We start from the raw sequence: 20,874 nt of genomic DNA on the forward strand, positions 1-20,874 counted from the left end.
CTCTCAGCCCCCGAACTCCTGCAGACCTTTCAGGGCCTGGTCCAGAAGCGCCTGGCGGCCCTCCAGCTCACGCTCGAGCTTCTCCGCCTTGGCGGTGTTGCCCTGCGCCCGCGCCTGCTCGATCTGGCCCTTCAGCTTGTCCACGGCGGCCTGCAGCTGACCGGTCAGCCCCTCGGCACGCGCGCGTGCCTCCGGGTTCGTCCGGCGCCACTCGGCCTCCTCGGCCTCCTGCAGCGCCCGCTCCACGGCGTGCATCCGGCCCTCGACCTTCGGACGGGCGTCCCTCGGCACATGGCCGATGGCCTCCCAGCGCTCGTTGATCCCGCGGAAAGCCGCCCGCGCGGCCTTCAGATCCGTGACCGGCAGGAGCTTCTCGGCCTCCCCGGCCAGCTCCTCCTTCAGCTTCAGGTTCTCCGCCTGCTCCGCGTCACGCTCGGCGAAGACCGCGCTGCGGGCGCCGAAGAAGACGTCCTGGGCGCCGCGGAAGCGGTTCCACAGGTCCTCCTCGTGCTCGCGCTGGGCCCGGCCCGCGGCCTTCCACTCCGCCATCAGCTCGCGGTAGCGGGCGGCCGTAGGACCCCAGTCCGTCGAACCCGACAGCGCCTCGGCCTCGGCGACCAGCCGTTCCTTGATCCGGCGGGCCTCCTCGCGCTGCGCGTCCAACTGCGCGAAGTGCTGCTTGCGCCGCTTGGAGAACGCCGAGCGCGCATGCGAGAACCGGTGCCACAGCTCGTCGTCGGACTTGCGGTCCAGCCGAGGCAGGCCCTTCCAGGTGTCCACCAGGGCCCGCAGCCGCTCACCGGCCGCCCGCCACTGATCGGACTGCGCCAGTTGCTCGGCCTCGGCGACCAGTTCCTCCTTGGCCCGGCGCGCCTCGTCGGACTGCCGGGCCCGCTGCGCCTTGCGCTCCTCGCGACGCGCCTCCACCAGCTCCACGAGCTTGTCCAGCCGGACCCTGAGGGCGTCCAGGTCACCGACCGCGTGATGGGCGTCCACCTGCTCGCGCAGGTGCTCGATCGCGGTCTGGGCGTCCTTGGACGACAGGTCGGTGGTCTTCACTCGCTTCTCGAGGAGGCCGATCTCGACAACCAGGCCCTCGTACTTGCGCTCGAAGTAGGCCAGCGCCTCATCGGGGGAGCCTGCCTGCCAGGAACCGACGACCTTCTCGCCGTCGGCCGTACGCACGTACACGGTCCCCGTCTCGTCGACGCGGCCCCACGGGTCGCTGCTCACAGCGCCTCCTCCACATGATGCCGTCGAAGGGGCCTGTGAGCTCCCCCGGGCATCGTCCACAGTTTCGTCACGGCCAACATAGGCGACCGACGGGATGCCTGTCCGCATCCCGCGCGACCGAAATTCCGCAGTTGGGGGTCAGGATTTGGTGACGGTCGCCTTGTCGATCACGACCGTCGCGTTGGGCGCCCCGTCACCGGCTCCGGTGCTCTCCCCGGCGCCGGCGATTTTCTCCAGCACCTTCATGCCGGCCTCCGACACGGTGCCGAACGGTGTGTAGTTGGGCGGCAGCTGACTGTCCTGGTAGACCAGGAAGAACTGGCTGCCTCCACTGTCCTTCTGCCCGGTGTTGGCCATCGCGACCGTGCCCGCCGGGTAGATGTTGTCCTTCAGGCTCTCGTCCTTCAGGTTCTCGTCCGGGATCGTGTAGCCGGGACCACCGGTGCCGGTGCCCGTCGGGTCGCCGCACTGCAGCACGTAGATGCCGTTCGTGGTCAGCCGGTGGCACTTGCTGTGGTCGAAGTAGCCCTTCTCCGCGAGGAAGGCGAAGGAATTGACCGTGTGCGGGGCCGCCGACGCCTTCAGCGCCACGTCTATCCCGCCGCAGGTCGTGTCGAGCGTCATGGTGTACTTCGCCGACTTGTCGATGGACATCGCCGGCTCCTTCTTCCACGTCTGCGACTCCACCTCGCCCTTCGCGGGCTTGTCGCACGGGTCCGGCGCCTTGCTGGGCGGCGGCGCGCTCGGCAAGACCTCCGCGTTCGCGTTCGCCTTGTCGTCGTCCTGCTCCAGCGCCCCGGTCGCGTACAGCGCGCCGCTGCCCACGAGGACCACGCCGAGCACCGACGCGATCACCGCGTTGCGGATCCGCGCCTTGCGGCGCGCCTCGGTGCGCCGCTGCTGCTGCCGCAAGAACTTCTCCCGGGCGAGCTGACGCCGCCGCTGTTCCTGGCTGACCACCGGGTTCTCTCCTCATGCGTCTCGTGTGCCGGCCGGTACGCGTGCGTGCGTGCGGTGAGCCGACCGCTGCGTGTGCCCCGTACCGTATATGGGTTGGCTGAGGAATCGGCAGCGCCGGTAGGCTCTGACCACGGGCGCAGCCCGTCGCAAGCCTCCCGTACCGATACAAACGAAGGACGATCGTGCTCATTGCCGGGTTCCCCGCCGGCGCCTGGGGGACGAACTGTTATCTCGTCGCCCCGGCCGCCGGTGAGGAGTGCGTGATCATCGACCCCGGCCACCAGGCCGCAGACGGTGTCGCCGAGGCGGTCCGCAAGCACCGGCTCAAGCCCGTCGCCGTCGTCCTCACCCATGGCCACATCGACCATGTCGCCTCGGTCGTCCCGGTGTGCGGAGCGCACGACGTACCGGCCTGGATCCACCCCGAGGACCGGTACATGATGAGCGACCCCGAGAAGGGCATGGGCCGTGCCATCGGCATGCCGCTCATGGGCGAGCTGACCGTGGGGGAGCCGGACGACGTCAGGACGCTCACCGACGGCGCCGAGCTGAAGCTGGCCGGCCTGGATCTCTCCGTCGCGCACGCACCGGGCCATACCAAGGGGTCGGTGACCTTCGGCCTGCCCGAGGCGGCGGACATCCCGCCGATCATGTTCTCGGGCGACCTGCTGTTCGCCGGCTCCATCGGACGCACCGACCTGCCCGGCGGTGACATGGCCGAGATGCTCGACTCGCTGGCCCGCGTCTGCCTGCCGCTCGACGACTCGACCGTGGTGCTGTCCGGCCACGGCCCCCAGACGACCATCGGCCAGGAGCGCGCCACCAACCCGTATCTGCGGCAGGTGGCCGCCGGCCAGGGAGCACCCGAGGCTCCCCGACGAGGAATGTGACGAGACCTTCCGTGAGCACCTTCAAGGCCCCCAAGGGCACGTACGACCTGATCCCGCCGGACAGCGCCAAGTACCTCGCCGTCCGCGAGGCCATCGCCGCCCCGCTGCGCGGCTCCGGATACGGCTACATCGAGACGCCCGGCTTCGAGAACGTCGAACTGTTCGCCCGCGGCGTCGGCGAGTCCACCGACATCGTCACCAAGGAGATGTACGCCTTCGAGACCAAGGGCGGCGACCGGCTCGCCCTGCGCCCCGAGGGCACCGCCTCCGTGCTGCGCGCGGCCCTGGAGGCCAACCTGCACAAGGCGGGCAACCTGCCGGTCAAGCTCTGGTACTCCGGCTCGTACTACCGCTACGAGCGCCCGCAGAAGGGCCGCTACCGCCACTTCTCCCAGGTCGGTGCCGAGGCGATCGGCGCGGAGGACCCGGCGCTCGACGCCGAGCTGATCATCCTCGCCGACCAGGCGTACCGCTCGCTGGGCCTGAGCGACTTCCGCATCCTGCTCAACAGCCTGGGCGACAAGGAGTGCCGCCCGGTGTACCGGAGCGCGCTGCAGGACTTCCTGCGCGGTCTCGACCTCGACGAGGACACCCTGCGCCGCGCGGAGATCAACCCGCTGCGCGTGCTGGACGACAAGCGCGAGTCGGTGCAGAAGCAGCTGACCGGCGCCCCGCTGCTGCGCGACTACCTCTGCGACGCCTGCAAGGCCTACCACGAGGAGGTGCGCGAGCTGATCACCGCGGCGGGCGTGGCCTTCGAGGACGACCCCAAGCTGGTGCGCGGACTCGACTACTACACCCGGACGACCTTCGAGTTCGTCCACGACGGTCTCGGCTCCCAGTCCGCGGTGGGCGGCGGCGGCCGCTACGACGGCCTGTCCGAGATGATCGGCGGCCCCGCGCTGCCGTCCGTCGGCTGGGCCCTCGGCGTCGACCGCACCGTGCTGGCCCTGGAGGCGGAGGGGGTCGAACTCGAACTCCCCGAAGCCACCAGCGTGTTCGCCGTGCCGCTCGGCGCCGAGGCCCGCCGCGTGCTGTTCGCCAAGGTGACCGAGCTGCGCAAGAACGGCGTGGCCGCCGACTTCAGCTTCGGTGACAAGGGCATCAAGGCCGCGATGAAGGCCGCCAACCGCTCGGGCGCCCGCTACGCCCTGGTCCTGGGCGAGCGCGACCTCGCCGAGGGCGTGGTGCAGCTCAAGGACATGGGGTCCGGCGAGCAGACGGCGGTCGGCATCAACGAGATCGTGGCGGAACTGGAGTCACGCCTCGGCTGAAAAGCACCGTCAGGGCGCCGGAGCACCTCCCCGGGGGTGCTCCGGCGCCCTGCGTCGTCAACCGCCTGACACACCGGCGCCCGGACGGGGCACGCGCCACGGAACACCAGTGCGCCCCTGCCACGGACATCGGCCGAAACCGCACGCTCACGGGGGACGACCGGCATGACCTTATGCCCGCTCAACGGCGAATCCACAAGCTCGTACGGCACAATGGCCCCTGCCCGAAGCAGTCCCCACTCCCCAGTGACGGAATCGGCGTGATGAGCAAGACGACAGTCAGGGACGTCGACATGGAGCCCGAGCCCTCCACCCCGCCGGAGCGCGCCTCCGCACCGCGCAGGGAGGGAGCGAGCCGCGCGTTCGCCCTGCTCCTGGTGATCACCGGAGCGGCCGGTGTGCTCGCCGCCTGGGTGATCACGCTCGACAAGTTCAAGCTGCTCGAGGCCAAGGTCAAGGGCGAGACATTCGTCCCCGGCTGCAGCCTCAACCCCGTCGTCTCCTGCGGCAGCGTCATGGAGAGCGACCAGGCCTCCGTCTTCGGCTTCCCCAACCCGATGCTCGGCCTCGTCACCTACGGCATCGTCGTCTGCGTCGGCATGAGTCTGCTCGCCGGGGCCCGCTTCCCGCGCTGGTACTGGCTCACCCTCAACGCGGGCACGCTCTTCGGTGTCGCCTTCTGCGCCTGGCTGATGTTCCAGTCGCTCTACCGGATCAACGCCCTGTGCCTGTGGTGCTGCCTGGCCTGGGTCGCCACGATCATCATGTTCTGGTACGTGACCTCGTTCAACATCCGCCAGGGCTTTCTGCCCGCCCCCCGCTGGCTGCGGGGCTTCTTCGACGAGTTCACCTGGGTCATGCCGGTCCTGCACATCGGCATCATCGGCATGCTGATCCTGACCCGCTGGTGGGAGTTCTGGACCAGCTGACCGCCCGCCCGGGCTGTCGGTGCGGTGCTTTAGGGTTTCAGCGTGGAGCCCGACCTGTTCACCGCCGCAGCAGAAGAACGCCAGGAGAAGGACCCGGCCGGCAGCCCCTTGGCGGTCCGGATGCGCCCGCGCACCCTCGACGAGGTCGTGGGCCAGCAGCACCTGCTGAAGCCGGGCTCCCCCCTGCGCAGACTGGTCGGCGAAGGAGCGTCGGGCCCCGCCGGCCCCTCCTCGGTGTTCCTGTGGGGGCCGCCCGGCACCGGCAAGACCACCCTCGCCTACGTCGTCTCCAAGGCGACCAACAAGCGCTTCGTCGAACTGTCGGCGATCACCGCGGGCGTCAAGGAGGTCCGCGCGGTCATCGACGGCGCCCGCCGCGCCTCCGGCGGATACGGCCAGGAGACCGTCCTCTTCCTCGACGAGATCCACCGCTTCAGCAAGGCCCAGCAGGACTCCCTGCTCCCCGCCGTGGAGAACCGCTGGGTCACCCTGATCGCGGCGACCACCGAGAACCCCTACTTCTCGGTCATCTCCCCGCTGCTCTCCCGCTCCCTGCTGCTCACCCTCGAACCGCTCACCGACGACGACATCCGGGACCTGCTCGGGCGCGCCCTCACCGACGAGCGGGGCCTGAGGAGCGCCCTCACCCTGCCCGAGGACACCAGGGAGCACCTCCTGCGCATCGCCGGCGGCGACGCCCGCCGCGCGCTGACCGCTCTGGAGGCCGCCGCCGGGGCCGCCCTCGACAAGGGCGAGGCGGAGATCACGCTGGCCACGCTGGAGGAGACGGTCGACCGGGCGGCGGTGAAATACGACCGCGCCGGCGACCAGCACTACGACGTCGCCAGCGCCCTGATCAAGTCCATCCGCGGCTCCGACGTGGACGCCGCCCTGCACTACCTGGCCCGCATGATCGAGGCGGGCGAGGACCCCCGCTTCATCGCCCGCCGCCTGATGATCTCCGCCAGCGAGGACATCGGCCTCGCCGACCCGAACGCGCTGCCCATCGCCGTGGCCGCCGCCCAGGCCGTCGCCATGATCGGTTTCCCCGAGGCCGCCCTCACCCTCAGTCACGCCACCATCGCCCTCGCCCTGGCCCCCAAGTCCAACGCGGCGACCACCGCCATCGGCGCCGCACTGGACGACGTACGCAAGGGACTGGCCGGGCCCGTGCCGTCCCATCTGCGGGACAGCCACTACAAGGGCGCGACGAAACTCGGGCACGGAAAGGGCTACACCTACCCGCACGACCTGCCGGAGGGCATCGCCGAGCAGCAGTACGCGCCGGACGCCCTGAAGGACCGCGAGTACTACGAGCCCACCCGGCACGGCGCCGAGGCGCGCTACGCGGACGCGGTGGAGTGGACCAGGAAGCACCTCGGCCGGAAGCGGCCCTGACCACCCTGTAGACTCTGCGGCAGTGCTGCGTCCCGTGTCCGGCTCCGGCCGGCGCCTCAGGCGGGACAACCAGCCGGATCTTCGATCCAGGAGCGTCGCGCACCGTCGTAGGTGTCGCGGGCAGCCCACCACCACCCGTAAGTCCCGGGAGCAGTCGGTGGGCCGTTCGTGTGCTGCACGTATGTGCCCAGACCAGGGAAGCGGCTGCCTGGCACGTCCCCAGCGGACCTGCCGGGATTTCCCAGGCTGCGGATGCGACCTCCCGTAACCCTGAGGCAGCCGAAAAGGAAAAGGAAAAGAAGTGGCGAACCAGTCCCGCCCCAAGGTCAAGAAGTCGCGTGCCCTCGGCATCGCGCTGACCCCGAAGGCCGTCAAGTACTTCGAGGCCCGCCCCTACCCGCCGGGTGAGCACGGCCGTGGCCGCAAGCAGAACTCGGACTACAAGGTCCGTCTGCTGGAGAAGCAGCGTCTGCGCGCGCAGTACGACCTCTCCGAGCGCCAGCTCGTCCGTGCCTACGAGCGTGCCTCCAAGACGTCGATGAAGACGGGTGAGGCCCTCGTCATCGAGCTCGAGCGCCGTCTCGACGCCCTGGTCCTGCGTTCGGGCATCGCCCGCACCATCTACCAGGCCCGCCAGATGGTCACCCACGGCCACATCCAGGTCAACGGCAAGAAGGTCGACAAGCCCTCCTTCCGTGTCCGCCCGGACGACGTCGTGGAGGTGCGCGAGCGCAGCAAGGAGAAGACCCTCTTCACGATCGCTCGTGAGGGTGGCTTCGCCCCCGACGGTGAGATCCCGCGCTACCTGCAGGTGAACCTCAAGGCCCTGGCGTTCCGCCTGGACCGCGAGCCGAACCGCAAGGAGATCCCGGTGATCTGCGACGAGCAGCTCGTCGTCGAGTACTACGCCCGCTGATCCCGGCAGGCACGCGGTATCCCGAGCCCGCCGTCTCCCCGCCCTTCCGGGCGGACGAGGCGGCGGGCTCGTCTCCGTCCCGCGACTTCGCCGGTGGCGGCAGGTAATCCGGTACGGAGTGACGTCACCGGCGCGATAGGCTCGGGCACACGACTTTCTCGATGTTCAGGCGCGTTTCAAGGGAGCGGGTGCACACAGTGTCCGGTGGCGAGGTGGCCGGAATCCTGGTGGCCGTCTTCTGGGCGATCCTGGTCTCCTTCCTCGCCGTCGCGCTGGCGAGGCTGGCCCAGACGCTCCGGGCGACCACCAAGCTCGTGGCGGAGGTGACCGACCAGGCCGTCCCGCTGCTGGCCGACGCCTCCGCGGCGGTGCGCTCCGCGCAGACCCAGATCGAACGGGTCGACGCGATCGCCTCCGACGTGCAGGAGGTCACCTCCAACGCGTCCGCGCTGTCGACCACCGTGGCCTCCACCTTCGGCGGCCCCCTGGTGAAGGTCGCCGCTTTCGGCTACGGCGTGCGCCGGGCCGTCAGCGGCCGCAAGGACGACGCCCCGGCCAAGCAGCCGCGGCGCAACGTGATCGTGGGCCGCACCGTCCCGGGCGCGCGGCGTGACAAGCGGACCCGGGGAAAGAGGGACTGACCCGACGATGTTCCGCCGAACGTTCTGGTTCACCACCGGCGTCGCCGCCGGCGTCTGGGCCACCACCAAGGTCAACCGGAAGCTCAAGCAGCTCACGCCCGAGAACCTCGCCGTCGGCGCGGCGAACAAGGCGATCGAGGCCGGCGGCCGGCTCAAGGACCGCGCCGTGGACTTCGCCCTCGAGGTCCGCGACCACATGGACCGGCGCGAGGCCGAACTGGGCGACGCGCTCGGGCTGGGCGCCCCCGTCGACCGGGAACTGCCCCCGCCCCGGGGCTACGCCGTCATCGAGAACCGCAACAGCCCCCTGTACGTCGAGGGCCCGGCGCGCAAGCCGACGCACCAGTCGCAGCAGACGTACACGACGTACCCGTACAACCGGAATGAGGACCACTGATGGAGTCGGCCGAGATCCGCCGCCGCTGGCTGAGCTTCTTCGAGGAGCGCGGGCACACCGTCGTCCCGTCGGCGTCGCTCATCGCGGACGACCCGACTCTGCTGCTCGTCCCGGCCGGCATGGTGCCCTTCAAGCCCTACTTCCTGGGCGAGGTCAAGCCGCCCTTCGCCCGCGCCACCAGCGTGCAGAAGTGCGTGCGCACCCCCGACATCGAAGAGGTCGGCAAGACCACCCGCCACGGCACGTTCTTCCAGATGTGCGGTAACTTCTCCTTCGGCGACTACTTCAAGGAAGGCGCCATCAAGTTCGCCTGGGAGCTGCTCACCACGCCCCAGGACAAGGGCGGTTACGGCCTGGAGCCGGAGAAGCTCTGGATCACCGTCTACAAGGACGACGACGAGGCCGAGCAGATCTGGCACGAGATCGTCGGCGTGCCCAAGGAGCGCATCCAGCGCCTGGGCAAGAAGGACAACTTCTGGTCCATGGGCGTCCCCGGCCCCTGCGGCCCCTGCTCCGAGATCAACTACGACCGCGGCCCCGAGTTCGGCGCCGAGGGCGGCCCCGCCGTCAACGACGAGCGGTACGTGGAGATCTGGAACCTCGTCTTCATGCAGTACGAGCGGGGCGAGGGCACCGGCAAGGACGACTTCGAGATCCTCGGCGAACTGCCCAGCAAGAACATCGACACCGGCCTCGGCCTCGAGCGGCTCGCCATGATTCTGCAGGGCGTGCAGAACATGTACGAGATCGACACCTCCATGGCCGTCATCGACAAGGCCACCGAGCTGACCGGCGTCCGCTACGGCGACGCCCAGGACTCCGACATCTCCCTGCGTGTGGTCACCGACCACATGCGCACCGCCACCATGCTCATCGGCGACGGCGTCACCCCCGGCAACGAGGGCCGCGGTTATGTGCTGCGCCGCATCATGCGCCGCGCCATCCGCACCATGCGCCTCCTCGGCGCCACCGGCCCGGTGGTCAAGGACCTGATCGACGTCGTGATCGGCATGATGGGGCAGCAGTACCCGGAGCTGATCACCGACCGCGAGCGGATCGAGAAGGTCGCCCTCGCCGAGGAGAACGCCTTCCTCAAGACGCTCAAGGCCGGCACCAACATCCTCGACACCGCCGTGTCCGAGACCAAGGCCGCCGGCTCCACCGTCCTGCCCGGCGACAAGGCCTTCCTGCTCCACGACACCTGGGGCTTCCCGATCGACCTCACCCTGGAGATGGCCGCCGAGCAGGGCCTGTCCGTGGATGAGGACGGCTTCCGGCGCCTGATGAAGGAGCAGCGCGAGCGCGCCAAGGCCGACGCCCAGGCCAAGAAGACCGGCCACGCCGACCTCGGCGCCTACCGCGAGATCGCCGACCGGGCCGGCGCCACCGACTTCATCGGCTACACCGACACCGAGGGCGAGTCCACGGTGGTCGGCATCCTTGTCGACGGTGTCTCCTCCCCGGCCGCCACCGAGGGCGACGAGGTCGAGATCGTCCTCGACCGCACCCCCTTCTACGCCGAGGGCGGCGGCCAGATCGGCGACACCGGCCGGATCAGGACCGACTCCGGCGCCGTCATCGAGGTCCGCGACTGCCAGAAGCCGGTGCCGGGCGTCTACGTCCACAAGGGTGTCGTCCAGGTCGGCGAGGTCACCGTGGGGGCCAAGGCCCACGCCTCCATCGACGACCGGCGCCGCAAGGCCATCGCCCGTGCCCACTCGGCCACCCACCTCACCCACCAGGCCCTGCGCGACGCCCTCGGCCCGACCGCCGCCCAGGCCGGTTCCGAGAACCAGCCCGGCCGGTTCCGCTTCGACTTCGGCTCCCCGTCCGCCGTGCCGCAGACGGTCATGCGCGACGTCGAGCAGAAGATCAACGAGGTGCTCGCCCGCGACCTCGACGTGCGCGCCGACGTCATGGGCATCGACGAGGCCAAGCGGCAGGGCGCCATCGCCGAGTTCGGCGAGAAGTACGGCGAGCGCGTCCGCGTGGTCACCATCGGCGACTTCTCCAAGGAGCTGTGCGGCGGCACCCATGTGCACAACACCGCCCAGCTGGGTCTGGTGAAGCTGCTCGGCGAGTCGTCCATCGGCTCCGGTGTGCGCCGTATCGAGGCCCTGGTCGGCGTGGACGCCTACAACTTCCTCGCCCGCGAGCACACGGTCGTCAACCAGCTGACCGAACTGCTCAAGGGCCGCTCGGAGGAACTGCCGGAGAAGGTCTCCGCCATGCTCGGCAGGCTGAAGGACGCCGAGAAGGAGATCGAGAAGTTCCGCGCCGAGAAGGTGCTCCAGGCCGCCGCCGGTCTCGCCGAGTCCGCCAAGGACATCCAGGGCGTCGCCGTCGTCACCGGCCAGGTCCCGGACGGCACCGGCGCCGACGACCTGCGCAAGCTCGTCCTGGACGTGCGCGGCCGCATCCAGGGGGGCAGGGCCGCCGTGGTCGCCCTCTTCGCCGTGAACAACGGCAAGCCGCTCACCGTCATCGCCACCAACGAGGCGGCCCGCGAGCGCGGCCTCAAGGCCGGTGACCTGGTGCGCACCGCCGCCAAGACGCTCGGCGGCGGCGGTGGCGGCAAGCCGGACGTCGCCCAGGGCGGCGGCCAGAACCCGGCCGCCGTCGGCGAGGCCGTCGACGCCGTCGAGCGCCTCGTGGCGGACACCGCCAAGTGACCGGACCCGAGCACGAGCGGACGGACGGCCCGGCGATGCGCCGTGGCCGCCGGCTCGCGATCGACGTCGGGGACGCCCGTATCGGGGTCGCCTCGTGCGATCCCGACGGGATCCTCGCCACGCCGGTCGAGACCGTCCCCGGCCGGGACGTCCCCGCCGCGCACCGCCGGCTGAAGCAGCTCGTCGAGGAGTACGAGCCGATCGAGGTCGTCGTCGGTCTCCCTCGCTCCCTCAAGGGGGGCGAGGGACCGGCCGCGGCCAAGGTCCGCGGCTTCGCCCGGGAACTCGCCCGGCTGATCACGCCCGTCGCGGTGCGGCTCGTCGACGAGCGCATGACGACGGTGACGGCCAGTCAGGGGCTGCGCGCCTCCGGGGTGAAGTCGAAGAAGGGCCGCTCCGTCATCGACCAGGCGGCCGCCGTGATCATCCTCCAGCAGGCACTGGAATCCGAACGGGTGTCAGGCAAGCCACCCGGCGAGGGCGTCGAAGTGGTCATCTGATCGCGATACGGTAACGTTCCGCGCGATGCGGCCAGTGTTCGAACAGCCGCCGCACAGAGAGAGGCGGAACGCGAGCCGCGGTCTTCAGGTGGCCGGGGCCGACGCCGCTTCGCGGCTCTAGGGGATCGATGACTGAGTATGGCCGGGGCCCAGGCTCCGAACCGTGGCATCCGGACGACCCGTTGTACGGGGACGGCGGATGGGGAGGACAGCAGGTCCAGCAGGGCCAGCAGCCTCCCTACGGCGGCCAGCCGCAGCACTACCCGCAGCAGCCGCAGACGCAGCAGCAGTACGGCGACTGGGGCACCGGCGAGCAGCACGGGTACGGGCACCAGCAGTACCCGCAGTACGACCAGTACGGTCAGCAGTACGCGCCCCACCCGCAGCAACAGCCGCAGTACGACCAGAACGGCTGGCCCACCGGCACCTATCCGCAGGACCCGTATGCCGCGGGCCCGCAGGATCCGTACGCCGTCGGCCCCACGGACCCGTACCTGCAGCAGACCGGGCCCTACGGCGGTCAGCCGGCCGACCACTACGGAACCCCCGACGCCTACCCGCCGCCCGAACCGCCCGGCCGCCGGCGCGCCGAACCGGAGCCGGAGCCGGAGACCGACTGGGATCCCGGACCCGACCAGGGAGAACACGCCTTCTTCGCGGGCGGCGACGACGATGACGGCCGCGACGACGACCCGGACGACCGGCGCGGACGCGGCGAGCGCCGGGGCGGCAAGGAGAAGAAGCGCCGCAGCGGCCTGGCCTGTCTCGTGGTGGTCGTGGTCTTCGGCGGCGGCCTGGCCGGTGTCGGATACTTCGGTTATCAGTTCTATCAGGATCGTTTCGGCAGCCCCGCGGACTTCGCGGGGTCCGGCAACGGCGAGCAGGTGACCGTCACCATTCCCAAGGGCTCCGGCGGCTACGCCATCGGCCAGGAGCTCAAGAAGCAGGGCGTGGTCAAGAGCGTCGACGCGTTCGTCGCGGCCCAGGCCTCCCACCCGCAGGGCAAGAGCATCCAGGACGGCGTGTACACGCTGCAGAAGGAGATGTCGGCCGCGAGCGCCGTCGAGCTCATGCTCAGCCCGACGAGCCGCAACAACCTGATCATCGCCGAGGGCAAGCGCAACGCCGACGTCTACCAGCTCGTCGACAAGCGCCTGGGGGTCAAGAAGGGCACCACGGCGAAGGTCGCCGAGACCAAGTGGAAGAGCCTCGGCCTGCCCGACTGGGCCGTGAACCACAAGAACGTCAAGGATCCGCTCGAGGGCTTCCTCTTCCCGTCCAGTTACGCCGTCGCCAAGGAGCAGAAGCCCGAGGACGTCCTGCGGCAGATGGTGGCTCGTGCCACCGAGAAGTACGAGGGACTGGGCTTCGAGTCGAAGGCCGAGAGCCTCGGCCTCGAGGGGCCGTGGGAACTGGTCACGGTGGCGAGCCTGGTGCAGGCGGAGGGCAAGACGCACGAGGACTTCCGCAAGATGTCCGAGGTCGTCTTCAACCGCCTCAAGACCAGCAACACCGAGACGAACCAGGAGCTCCAGTTCGACTCGACCTTCAACTACCTCCTGGGCCAGAGCAAGATCGACATCTCCGCATCGGAGATCAACAGCAACCCCGACCCCTACAACACGTACACCAACAAGGGCCTTCCGCCCGGCCCGATCGGCAACCCGGGCGAGGAGGCGCTCCAGGCCGCGCTGAACCCCACGAGCGACGGCTGGATGTACTTCGTGGCCACGGACGGCATGAACAAGACCGAGTTCGCCAAGACGATCGAGGAGCACCAGAAGCTCGTCGACAAGTTCAACGCGTCGAGGGGGAACTGATGCCGGCCGCCCGCAGGGCCGCCGTCCTCGGCTCCCCGATCGCCCACTCCCTCTCTCCCGTGCTGCACCGCGCCGCCTATGCGGAGCTGGGGCTTCAGGGGTGGACGTACGACCGCTTCGAGGTCGACGAGAAGGCGCTGCCCGGGTTCTTCGAGACACTCGGCCCGGAATGGGCGGGGCTGTCGCTGACCATGCCGCTGAAGCGGGCCGTGATCCCGCTGCTCGACTCCGTGAGCGAGACCGCGACCTCGGTCGAGGCGGTCAACACGGTCGTCTTCACGCCGGACGGCGGCAGAACCGGCGACAACACCGACATCCCCGGCATGGTCGCCGCCCTGCGCGAGCACGGCATCGACAAGGTGGAGACCGCCGCGATCCTCGGCGCCGGCGCCACCGCCTCCTCCGCGCTGGCCGCCCTGGCCCGGATCTGCTCGGGCGAGGTCACCGTCCACGTCCGCAGCGAGCACCGCGCCGCCGAGATGCGGCAGTGGGCCGAACGGCTGGGCGTCGCGGTGCGCATCGCCGGCTGGGACGACGCCGAACGGGCACTGCACGCCCCGCTGGTCGTCAGCACCACCCCGGCCGGCGTCACCGACGCCTTCGCCCGCGCCGTACCGGAACGCCCGGCGGCCCTCTTCGACGTGCTCTACGACCCGTGGCCGACCGTCCTGGCCGCCCGCTGGTCCGCCTACGGGGGCGCGGTGATCAGCGGACTCGACCTGCTGGTGCACCAGGCGGCGCTCCAGGTGGAGCAGATGACGGGGCGCTCACCGGCCCCGCTGGACACCATGCGAAAAGCCGGGGAACAGGCGCTGGCCGCCCGCTAAGATCCACTCTCGGTTCCGCAGGGGGCGGAACAGGGGAGGGGACCGCGTTCATGACGCTGGCATCGTGGAAGACACAGATATTCGAGGCCACGCTGGGCTTTCTGCCCGACTGGGTGCAGATCACGGTGCTGTCCCTGGTCGTGCTCGCCGTCGTGGCCTCCTGGGTCGTGAAGCTCAAGCGCAGGATCGCCCACCGCCGCGCCGCCCGCTCGGGCCGGCCGGTCCACGCCGCCGCCGGGCACGGCCAGGGCAGGGGCGCCGACCACCTGGGCCCGTACGCGCCACAGCCCCAGCAGCCCAGCGGCGCCGATTTCCTCGGCGCCTACGCACCCGGGCAGCGGCAGGGCGACGGCACGGCGTGACGGCCGCACCGCCCGTCCGCCTGATGGACCGGCGGCCGGACAAGGCGGCCGGACGTGGGAGGATCGGAAGTGGCGGACCGGGGCCGCGCACCCCGTCACGCCACAGCCGTACGCGCAGAAACGCGTACGCACGGCATACCGGGGCGCGAAGCACGGAGGAACACCGTTGAGCAGGTTGCGCTGGCTGACCGCGGGGGAGTCCCACGGTCCCGCACTCGTCGCGACGCTGGAGGGCCTTCCCGCCGGCGTGCCGATCACCACGGACATGGTGGCGGACCACCTCGCGAGGCGGCGGCTGGGCTACGGTCGCGGTGCCCGGATGAAGTTCGAGCGCGACGAGGTCACCTTCCTCGGCGGCGTCCGGCACGGACTGACCCTCGGCTCCCCGGTCGCGGTCATGGTGGGCAACACCGAATGGCCGAAGTGGGAGCAGGTCATGGCGGCCGACCCGGTCGACCCCGAGGTGCTCGCCGGCCTGGCGCGCAACGCCCCGCTGACCCGCCCCCGCCCCGGCCACGCCGATCTGGCGGGCATGCAGAAGTACGGCTTCGACGAGGCCCGCCCGATCCTGGAGCGCGCCTCCGCCCGTGAGACCGCCGCCCGCGTGGCGCTGGGCGCGGTGGCACGGTCGTACCTGAAGGAGACGGCCGGCATCGAGATCGTCAGCCACGTCGTCGAGCTGGCCGCGGCGAAGGCCCCCTACGGCCTCCACCCGACCCCCGCCGACGTGCAGCGGCTGGACGAGGACCCGGTGCGCTGCCTGGACGCGGACGCCTCGAAGGCGATGGTCGCGGAGATCGACCAGGCCCACAAGGACGGCGACACCCTCGGCGGCGTGGTGGAGGTGCTGGCCTACGGCGTCCCGGTCGGCCTCGGCTCCCACGTCCACTGGGACCGCCGCCTGGACGCACGCCTGGCCGCCGCCCTCATGGGGATCCAGGCGATCAAGGGCGTCGAGGTCGGCGACGGCTTCGACCTCGCCCGCGTCCCCGGCTCCAAGGCGCACGACGAGATCCTCGCCACCGCCGACGGCATCAAGCGCGCCACGGGCCGCTCCGGCGGCACCGAGGGCGGTCTGACCACCGGTGAGCTGCTGCGCGTCCGCGCGGCGATGAAGCCCATCGCGACGGTGCCGCGCGCGCTGAAGACCGTGGACGTCACCACCGGCGAGGAGACGGCCGCCCACCACCAGCGCTCCGACGTCTGCGCCGTGCCGGCCGCCGGCATCGTCGCCGAGGCCATGGTCGCCCTGGTCCTCGCGGACGCGGTCGCGGAGAAGTTCGGCGGCGACAGCGTCACCGAGACCCGCCGCAACGTGACGTCGTACCTCGACCACCTGGCCATCCGATGAGCCCGCTGGTCGTCCTGGTCGGCCCGATGGGCGTGGGCAAGTCGACCGTCGGGCGACTGCTCGCCGAGCGGCTGGGCGTCGGTTACCGCGACACCGACGACGACATCGTCGCCGCCGAGGGCCGGACCATCGCCGACATCTTCGTCGACGAGGGCGAACCCGCCTTCCGCGCCATCGAGAAGCATGCGGTGCGCTCGGCGGTCACCGGGCACGACGGCGTGTTGTCCCTGGGCGGCGGCGCCGTTCTCGACGAGGACACCCGCTCCCTGCTCGCCGGACAGCGTGTCGTCTACCTGTCGATGGACGTCGAGGAGGCGGTCAGGCGCACCGGCCTGGGCGTCGCCCGCCCGCTCCTCGCGGTCAATCCGCGCAAGCAGTGGCGCGAACTGATGGAGGCCAGGCGGCACCTGTACGAGGAGGTCGCCGAGGCCGTCGTCGCCACGGACGGCCGTACGCCCGAAGAGGTCACCGAAGCCGTCCTGAAGGCACTGGAGCTTGAGGAAGCATGAGCAACGAAGCAGTGACGCGCATCCACATCGGCGCGACGGCGGGCACCGAGCCCTACGACGTCCTGGTGGGCCGTCAGCTCCTGGGCGAACTCGGCACTCTGATCGGCGCGAAGGCCAAGCGCGTCGCGATCGTGCACCCCGAAGCACTCGCGGAAACCGGTGACGCACTCCGCGCGGACCTCGCCGGTCAGGGCTACGAGGCGATCGCGATCCAGGTGCCCAACGCGGAGGAGGCCAAGACGGCCGAGGTCGCCGCGTACTGCTGGAAGGCGCTCGGCCAGTCCGGGTTCACCCGCACCGACGTGATCGTCGGCGTCGGCGGCGGCGCGACCACCGACCTCGCCGGCTTCGTCGCGGCGACCTGGCTGCGCGGCGTCCGCTGGATCGCCATCCCCACCACGGTCCTGGCCATGGTGGACGCGGCCGTCGGCGGCAAGACCGGCATCAACACCGCCGAGGGCAAGAACCTCGTCGGCTCCTTCCACCCGCCCGCCGGTGTCCTGTGCGACCTGGCAGCGCTGGACTCCCTCCCGGTCAACGACTACGTCTCCGGACTGGCGGAGGTCATCAAGGCCGGCTTCATCGCCGACCCGGTGATCCTGGACCTCATCGAGTCCGACCCCGAGGCGGCCCGCACCCCCGCGGGCCCGCACACCGCGGAACTGATCGAGCGCTCCATCCGGGTCAAGGCCGAGGTGGTCTCCTCCGACCTGAAGGAATCGGGCCGGCGCGAGATCCTCAACTACGGCCACACCCTGGGCCACGCCATCGAGAAGAACGAGCGCTACAAGTGGCGCCACGGTGCCGCCGTGTCGGTGGGCATGCACTTCGCCGCCGAACTGGCCCGCCTCGCGGGCCGCTTGGACGACGCCACCGCGGACCGCCACCGTGCGATCCTCGAATCGGTGGGCCTCCCCCTGCACTACCGCTACGACCAGTGGCCCAAGCTCGTGGAGACCATGAAGGTCGACAAGAAGTCCCGCGGCGACCTGCTGCGCTTCATCGTCCTCGACGGTCTCGCCAAGCCCACGGTGTTCGAGGGCCCCGACCCGGCCGTCCTGCTCGCCGCGTACGGCGAGGTGGGCGAGTAGCCGGGCACTCATCACGGCCCTCGGCCGTTCACACAACGACCGCAGGGGACGGTACCGTTCGGTAGCAGGCGGGAACCCCCGCTGTCAGCGCCCATCGCCTGTACGAGACGGAGTGGCACCGGATGCAGCACGCAGTGGGTTCTCCGCTGCCGCCGCCCCACCAGCCGGGGCAGGGACCGGCCGTCGGCTGGTCACCGGCCGCACACCACCCGGGCGGGCACCCGGGACCCGCGCCCGCGGGCTATCCCGTGCCCCCGCCGCCCCCGGACACCACCGGCCATGTGCCCCTGCCGCCCGGCGGCCCGGTCGCGATGCCGCAGGCACCGGCCGCGCCCGACCCGGCCGCGACGATCATCGCGGTGCTGCTCATCGGCCCCGCGGGCGCGGGCAAGACGAGCGTGGCCAAGTACTGGGCGGACCACCGCCGGGTGCCGACCGCGCACATCAGTCTCGACGACGTACGCGAGTGGGTCCGCTCGGGCTTCGCCGACCCGCAGTCCGGGTGGAACGACAACTCCGAGGCGCAGTACCGCCTGGCCCGCCGCACCTGCGGCTTCGCCGCGCGCAACTTCCTGGCCAACGGCATCTCGTGCATCCTCGACGACGCGGTCTTTCCCGACCGCCCGGTCGTGGGCCTCGGCGGCTGGAAGCGGCACGTGGGTCCGGGGCTGCTGCCGGTGGTGTTGCTCCCCGGGCTGGACATCGTCCTCGAACGCAACGCCGAGCGCTCGGGGAATCGGCGTCTGAGCGACGAGGAAGTCGCCCGGATCCACGGGCGCATGGCCGGCTGGTACGGCTCGGGTCTGCCCATCATCGACAACTCCCAGCTGGACATACCCGAAACGGCCCGAGTCCTGGACGAGGTCCTGACCCGCTCCATAGCGAGCCCGCCCCAGTGGTGACCGGGTTTGCAGCGCCCCGGCGCCATGGGTGACCGTCCGGCGTTTCACTCACCCGCGCCAGCGGGGTGCCTCCCCCACTCTCGGCTCCTCCCCCACTCTCGGCTTCGCTCGAGCGGGAGGTACCCCCATGAGCGGGAGGTACCCCCATCGCCCACCCTCCCCCACTCTCGACGTCGCTCGAGCGGAGGTACCCCCACCGCCCCAGCGGCACGATTGCCCGCAGCTGGGGAGCGGCACGACTGCCCGCAGCCACCGCGACCCGCAGTCGCGGACGGCGCCGAGGGGGCGGAGGCCGCCGCTCAGCTGGTCCCCGCGCCGGTCACCGCGGCAGCACCGGAGGGGCGCGACCGCGGCGGCCTCCGCCCCGACCCCGCACCCCGACCCCACGCCGCCGCAGCGCCCCCCACTCGGCCCCGCTCGACCGGCGACATCCCCCTACCCCTCCTACGCTCGAAGAATGTCAGAGGTCTACGCGATCCGCCGGACGCGGCTACGGGACTGCTGCACCGCGGGCGGCAGCGAGGCGGCCCTGGTCTCCCGCCCCGCCAACGTGCGCTACCTCGCCGGCGCCGCCCCCGAGGGCGCCGTCCTCCTCCTGGGCAGAACCGAGGACGTCCTGGTCAGCGCCGACCCCCCGGACGACCGCTCCCCGCACACCCGCCCCGACGACTCGCTGCGCCTGCACGTGATGCCCGGCCTCACCGGCGACCCCGCCGTCGTCGCCGCGAGCCTCGCCGTCGACCAGGGCGCCGACTCCCTCGCCGTCGAAGAGCACCACCTCACCGTCACCCGCCACCGCGAGATCCGCTCGGTCGCCCCTCACCTGCGCCTCACCGGCATCGCCGGCGCGGTCGAACGGCTCAGAGTCGTCAAGGACGAGGAAGAGATCTCCTGCCTCCGCATCGGCGCGGAGATCGCCGACCAGGCCCTCGGCGAACTCCTGGAATCCATCCTCGTCGGCCGCACCGAACGCCACCTCGCCCTGGAACTGGAGCGCCGCCTCGTCGACCACGGCGCCGACGGCCCCGCCTTCCCCACCTCCGTCGCCACCGGCCCCCACGCCGGCCGCCCCGGCCACCGCCCCACCGACCGCCGCGTCGAGGAGGGCGACTTCCTCTCCGTCTGCCTGGGCGCCACCTACCGCGGCTACCGCTGCGAGATCGGCCGCACGTTCGTCATCGGCACCGCCCCCGCGGACTGGCAGATCGAGCTGTACGACCTCGTCTTCTCGGCCCAGCGTGCCGGCCGCGAGTCCCTCGTCCCCGGCGCGGCCTGCCGCGACGTGGACCGCGCCGCACGCCAGGTCCTGGACTCCGCCGGCTACGCCGAGGCCCTCCCCGCGGCCACCGGCCACGGCGTCGGACTGGAAATCGACGAGGACCCTCAATTGACCCCTGCGGCCATGGGTAAACTGGACGCTTGCGTGCCGGTCACCGTCGAACCGGGGGTCCACCTCCCCGGCCGGGGCGGTGTCCGGATCGATGACACGCTCGTCGTGCGCCCCGAGGCGGACGGCGGACCCGAGCTACTCACCATCACGACCAAGGAGCTGCTCGCGCTCTAGCCCCGCGCTGTGCGCCTGCCCCCGCCCCGGCCGTCGTCCACGTCAGTCCAGTCCAGGAGATTCCGCAACCGTGGCTTCCACGAACGACCTCAAGAACGGCATGGTGCTCAAGCTCGAAGGCGGCCAGCTCTGGTCCGTCGTCGAGTTCCAGCACGTCAAGCCCGGCAAAGGCCCGGCCTTCGTGCGCACCAAGCTGAAGAACGTGCTGTCCGGCAAGACCGTCGACAAGACCTTCAACGCCGGCGTCAAGGTCGAAACGGCCACCGTCGACAAGCGCGACATGCAGTTCTCGTACATGGACGGCGAGTACTTCGTCTTCATGGACATGCAGACCTACGACCAGCTGCACGTCGACCGCAAGACGGTCGGCGACGCGGCCAACTTCCTCGTCGAGGGCTTCGAGGCCACCGTGGCGCAGCACGAGGGCGAGGTGCTCTTCGTCGAGCTGCCCGCCGCCGTCGAGCTGACGGTCAAGGAGACCGAGCCGGGCGTGCAGGGCGACCGCTCCACCGGCGGCACGAAGCCCGCCGTCCTGGAGACCGACCACCAGATCCAGGTCCCGCTCTTCATCACCACCGGTGAGAAGATCAAGGTCGACACCCGCACCAGCGACTACCTCGGCCGGGTGAACAGCTAAC

The 20,874-nt window shown here is 70.9% G+C and carries 20 protein-coding genes; 18 read left to right on the forward strand and 2 right to left on the reverse strand.

Annotation, left to right across the window (positions count from 1 at the left end; all coding sequences use genetic code 11):
- Positions 1-3 precede the first annotated feature (3 nt).
- Positions 4-1,233, reverse strand: a complete 1,230-nt coding sequence (locus AC5L3C_RS31400) for a DUF349 domain-containing protein (RefSeq protein ID WP_493652418.1) — start codon at positions 1,231-1,233, stop codon at positions 4-6.
- A gap of 138 nt (positions 1,234-1,371) precedes the next feature.
- Positions 1,372-2,193 carry a peptidylprolyl isomerase gene (locus AC5L3C_RS31405; protein WP_493652420.1) on the reverse strand — a complete coding sequence of 274 codons (822 nt, stop codon included), beginning with the start codon at positions 2,191-2,193 and terminating at the stop codon, positions 1,372-1,374.
- 182 nt (positions 2,194-2,375) lie between these two features.
- Between AC5L3C_RS31405 and AC5L3C_RS31410 the strand changes: the two genes are divergently transcribed.
- The 18 genes from AC5L3C_RS31410 (at position 2,376) to efp (ending at position 20,873) form a co-directional block, all read left to right on the forward strand.
- Entirely contained in the window at positions 2,376-3,083 is a 708-nt protein-coding gene (locus AC5L3C_RS31410) for an MBL fold metallo-hydrolase (RefSeq protein ID WP_125508165.1), read from the forward strand.
- A gap of 11 nt (positions 3,084-3,094) precedes the next feature.
- Entirely contained in the window at positions 3,095-4,357 is a 1,263-nt protein-coding gene (gene hisS / locus AC5L3C_RS31415) for a histidine--tRNA ligase (RefSeq protein ID WP_493652422.1), read from the forward strand.
- Between the two features lie 263 nt (positions 4,358-4,620).
- The gene (locus AC5L3C_RS31420; RefSeq protein ID WP_493652424.1) at positions 4,621-5,286 is read left to right on the forward strand and encodes a vitamin K epoxide reductase family protein; all 666 of its coding nucleotides are present in this window, start codon (positions 4,621-4,623) and stop codon (positions 5,284-5,286) included.
- Between the two features lie 42 nt (positions 5,287-5,328).
- Complete coding sequence (locus AC5L3C_RS31425) at positions 5,329-6,684, forward strand: replication-associated recombination protein A (protein ID WP_493652425.1); 1,356 nt, start codon at positions 5,329-5,331, stop codon at positions 6,682-6,684.
- 301 nt (positions 6,685-6,985) lie between these two features.
- A complete protein-coding gene (rpsD, locus tag AC5L3C_RS31430) occupies positions 6,986-7,600 on the forward strand; it encodes a 30S ribosomal protein S4 (RefSeq protein WP_019523761.1) in 615 nt (204 codons plus the stop codon).
- A 188-nt stretch (positions 7,601-7,788) separates the two neighbouring features.
- The gene (locus tag AC5L3C_RS31435) at positions 7,789-8,241 is read left to right on the forward strand and encodes a DUF948 domain-containing protein (RefSeq protein ID WP_493652426.1); all 453 of its coding nucleotides are present in this window, start codon (positions 7,789-7,791) and stop codon (positions 8,239-8,241) included.
- Positions 8,242-8,248: 7 nt separating this feature from the next.
- The gene (locus AC5L3C_RS31440; RefSeq protein WP_493652428.1) at positions 8,249-8,638 is read left to right on the forward strand and encodes a hypothetical protein; all 390 of its coding nucleotides are present in this window, start codon (positions 8,249-8,251) and stop codon (positions 8,636-8,638) included.
- Positions 8,638-11,310 carry an alanine--tRNA ligase gene (alaS, locus tag AC5L3C_RS31445; RefSeq protein ID WP_493652429.1) on the forward strand — a complete coding sequence of 891 codons (2,673 nt, stop codon included), beginning with the start codon at positions 8,638-8,640 and terminating at the stop codon, positions 11,308-11,310. The genes AC5L3C_RS31440 and alaS overlap by 1 nt, the downstream gene beginning before the upstream one ends.
- A gap of 35 nt (positions 11,311-11,345) precedes the next feature.
- The gene (gene ruvX, locus AC5L3C_RS31450; protein WP_493654103.1) at positions 11,346-11,810 is read left to right on the forward strand and encodes a Holliday junction resolvase RuvX; all 465 of its coding nucleotides are present in this window, start codon (positions 11,346-11,348) and stop codon (positions 11,808-11,810) included.
- Between the two features lie 128 nt (positions 11,811-11,938).
- Complete coding sequence (gene mltG, locus AC5L3C_RS31455; protein WP_493652431.1) at positions 11,939-13,630, forward strand: endolytic transglycosylase MltG; 1,692 nt, start codon at positions 11,939-11,941, stop codon at positions 13,628-13,630.
- The gene (locus tag AC5L3C_RS31460) at positions 13,630-14,457 is read left to right on the forward strand and encodes a shikimate dehydrogenase (protein WP_493652433.1); all 828 of its coding nucleotides are present in this window, start codon (positions 13,630-13,632) and stop codon (positions 14,455-14,457) included. Before mltG ends, AC5L3C_RS31460 begins: the two co-directional genes overlap by 1 nt.
- Positions 14,458-14,507: 50 nt before the next feature.
- Positions 14,508-14,819 (forward strand): hypothetical protein, encoded by a 312-nt coding sequence (locus AC5L3C_RS31465; protein WP_493652435.1) that lies wholly within the window; start codon positions 14,508-14,510, stop codon positions 14,817-14,819.
- A gap of 166 nt (positions 14,820-14,985) precedes the next feature.
- Positions 14,986-16,170, forward strand: a complete 1,185-nt coding sequence (gene aroC / locus AC5L3C_RS31470) for a chorismate synthase (protein WP_125508184.1) — start codon at positions 14,986-14,988, stop codon at positions 16,168-16,170.
- Positions 16,167-16,679 (forward strand): shikimate kinase, encoded by a 513-nt coding sequence (locus AC5L3C_RS31475; protein WP_493652436.1) that lies wholly within the window; start codon positions 16,167-16,169, stop codon positions 16,677-16,679. Before aroC ends, AC5L3C_RS31475 begins: the two co-directional genes overlap by 4 nt.
- Positions 16,676-17,770 (forward strand): 3-dehydroquinate synthase, encoded by a 1,095-nt coding sequence (aroB, locus tag AC5L3C_RS31480; protein WP_493652438.1) that lies wholly within the window; start codon positions 16,676-16,678, stop codon positions 17,768-17,770. Before AC5L3C_RS31475 ends, aroB begins: the two co-directional genes overlap by 4 nt.
- A 122-nt stretch (positions 17,771-17,892) precedes the next feature.
- Positions 17,893-18,672 carry a Pro-rich N-terminal domain-containing protein gene (locus AC5L3C_RS31485; protein ID WP_493652440.1) on the forward strand — a complete coding sequence of 260 codons (780 nt, stop codon included), beginning with the start codon at positions 17,893-17,895 and terminating at the stop codon, positions 18,670-18,672.
- Positions 18,673-19,129: 457 nt separating this feature from the next.
- The gene (locus AC5L3C_RS31490; protein WP_493652442.1) at positions 19,130-20,236 is read left to right on the forward strand and encodes an aminopeptidase P family protein; all 1,107 of its coding nucleotides are present in this window, start codon (positions 19,130-19,132) and stop codon (positions 20,234-20,236) included.
- 70 nt (positions 20,237-20,306) lie between these two features.
- Positions 20,307-20,873, forward strand: coding sequence for an elongation factor P (efp, locus tag AC5L3C_RS31495; protein ID WP_125508195.1), 567 nt, complete (start codon positions 20,307-20,309; stop codon positions 20,871-20,873).
- Position 20,874: the final 1 nt, after the last annotated feature.

It is taken from the genome of Streptomyces speibonae (assembly GCF_984686075.1).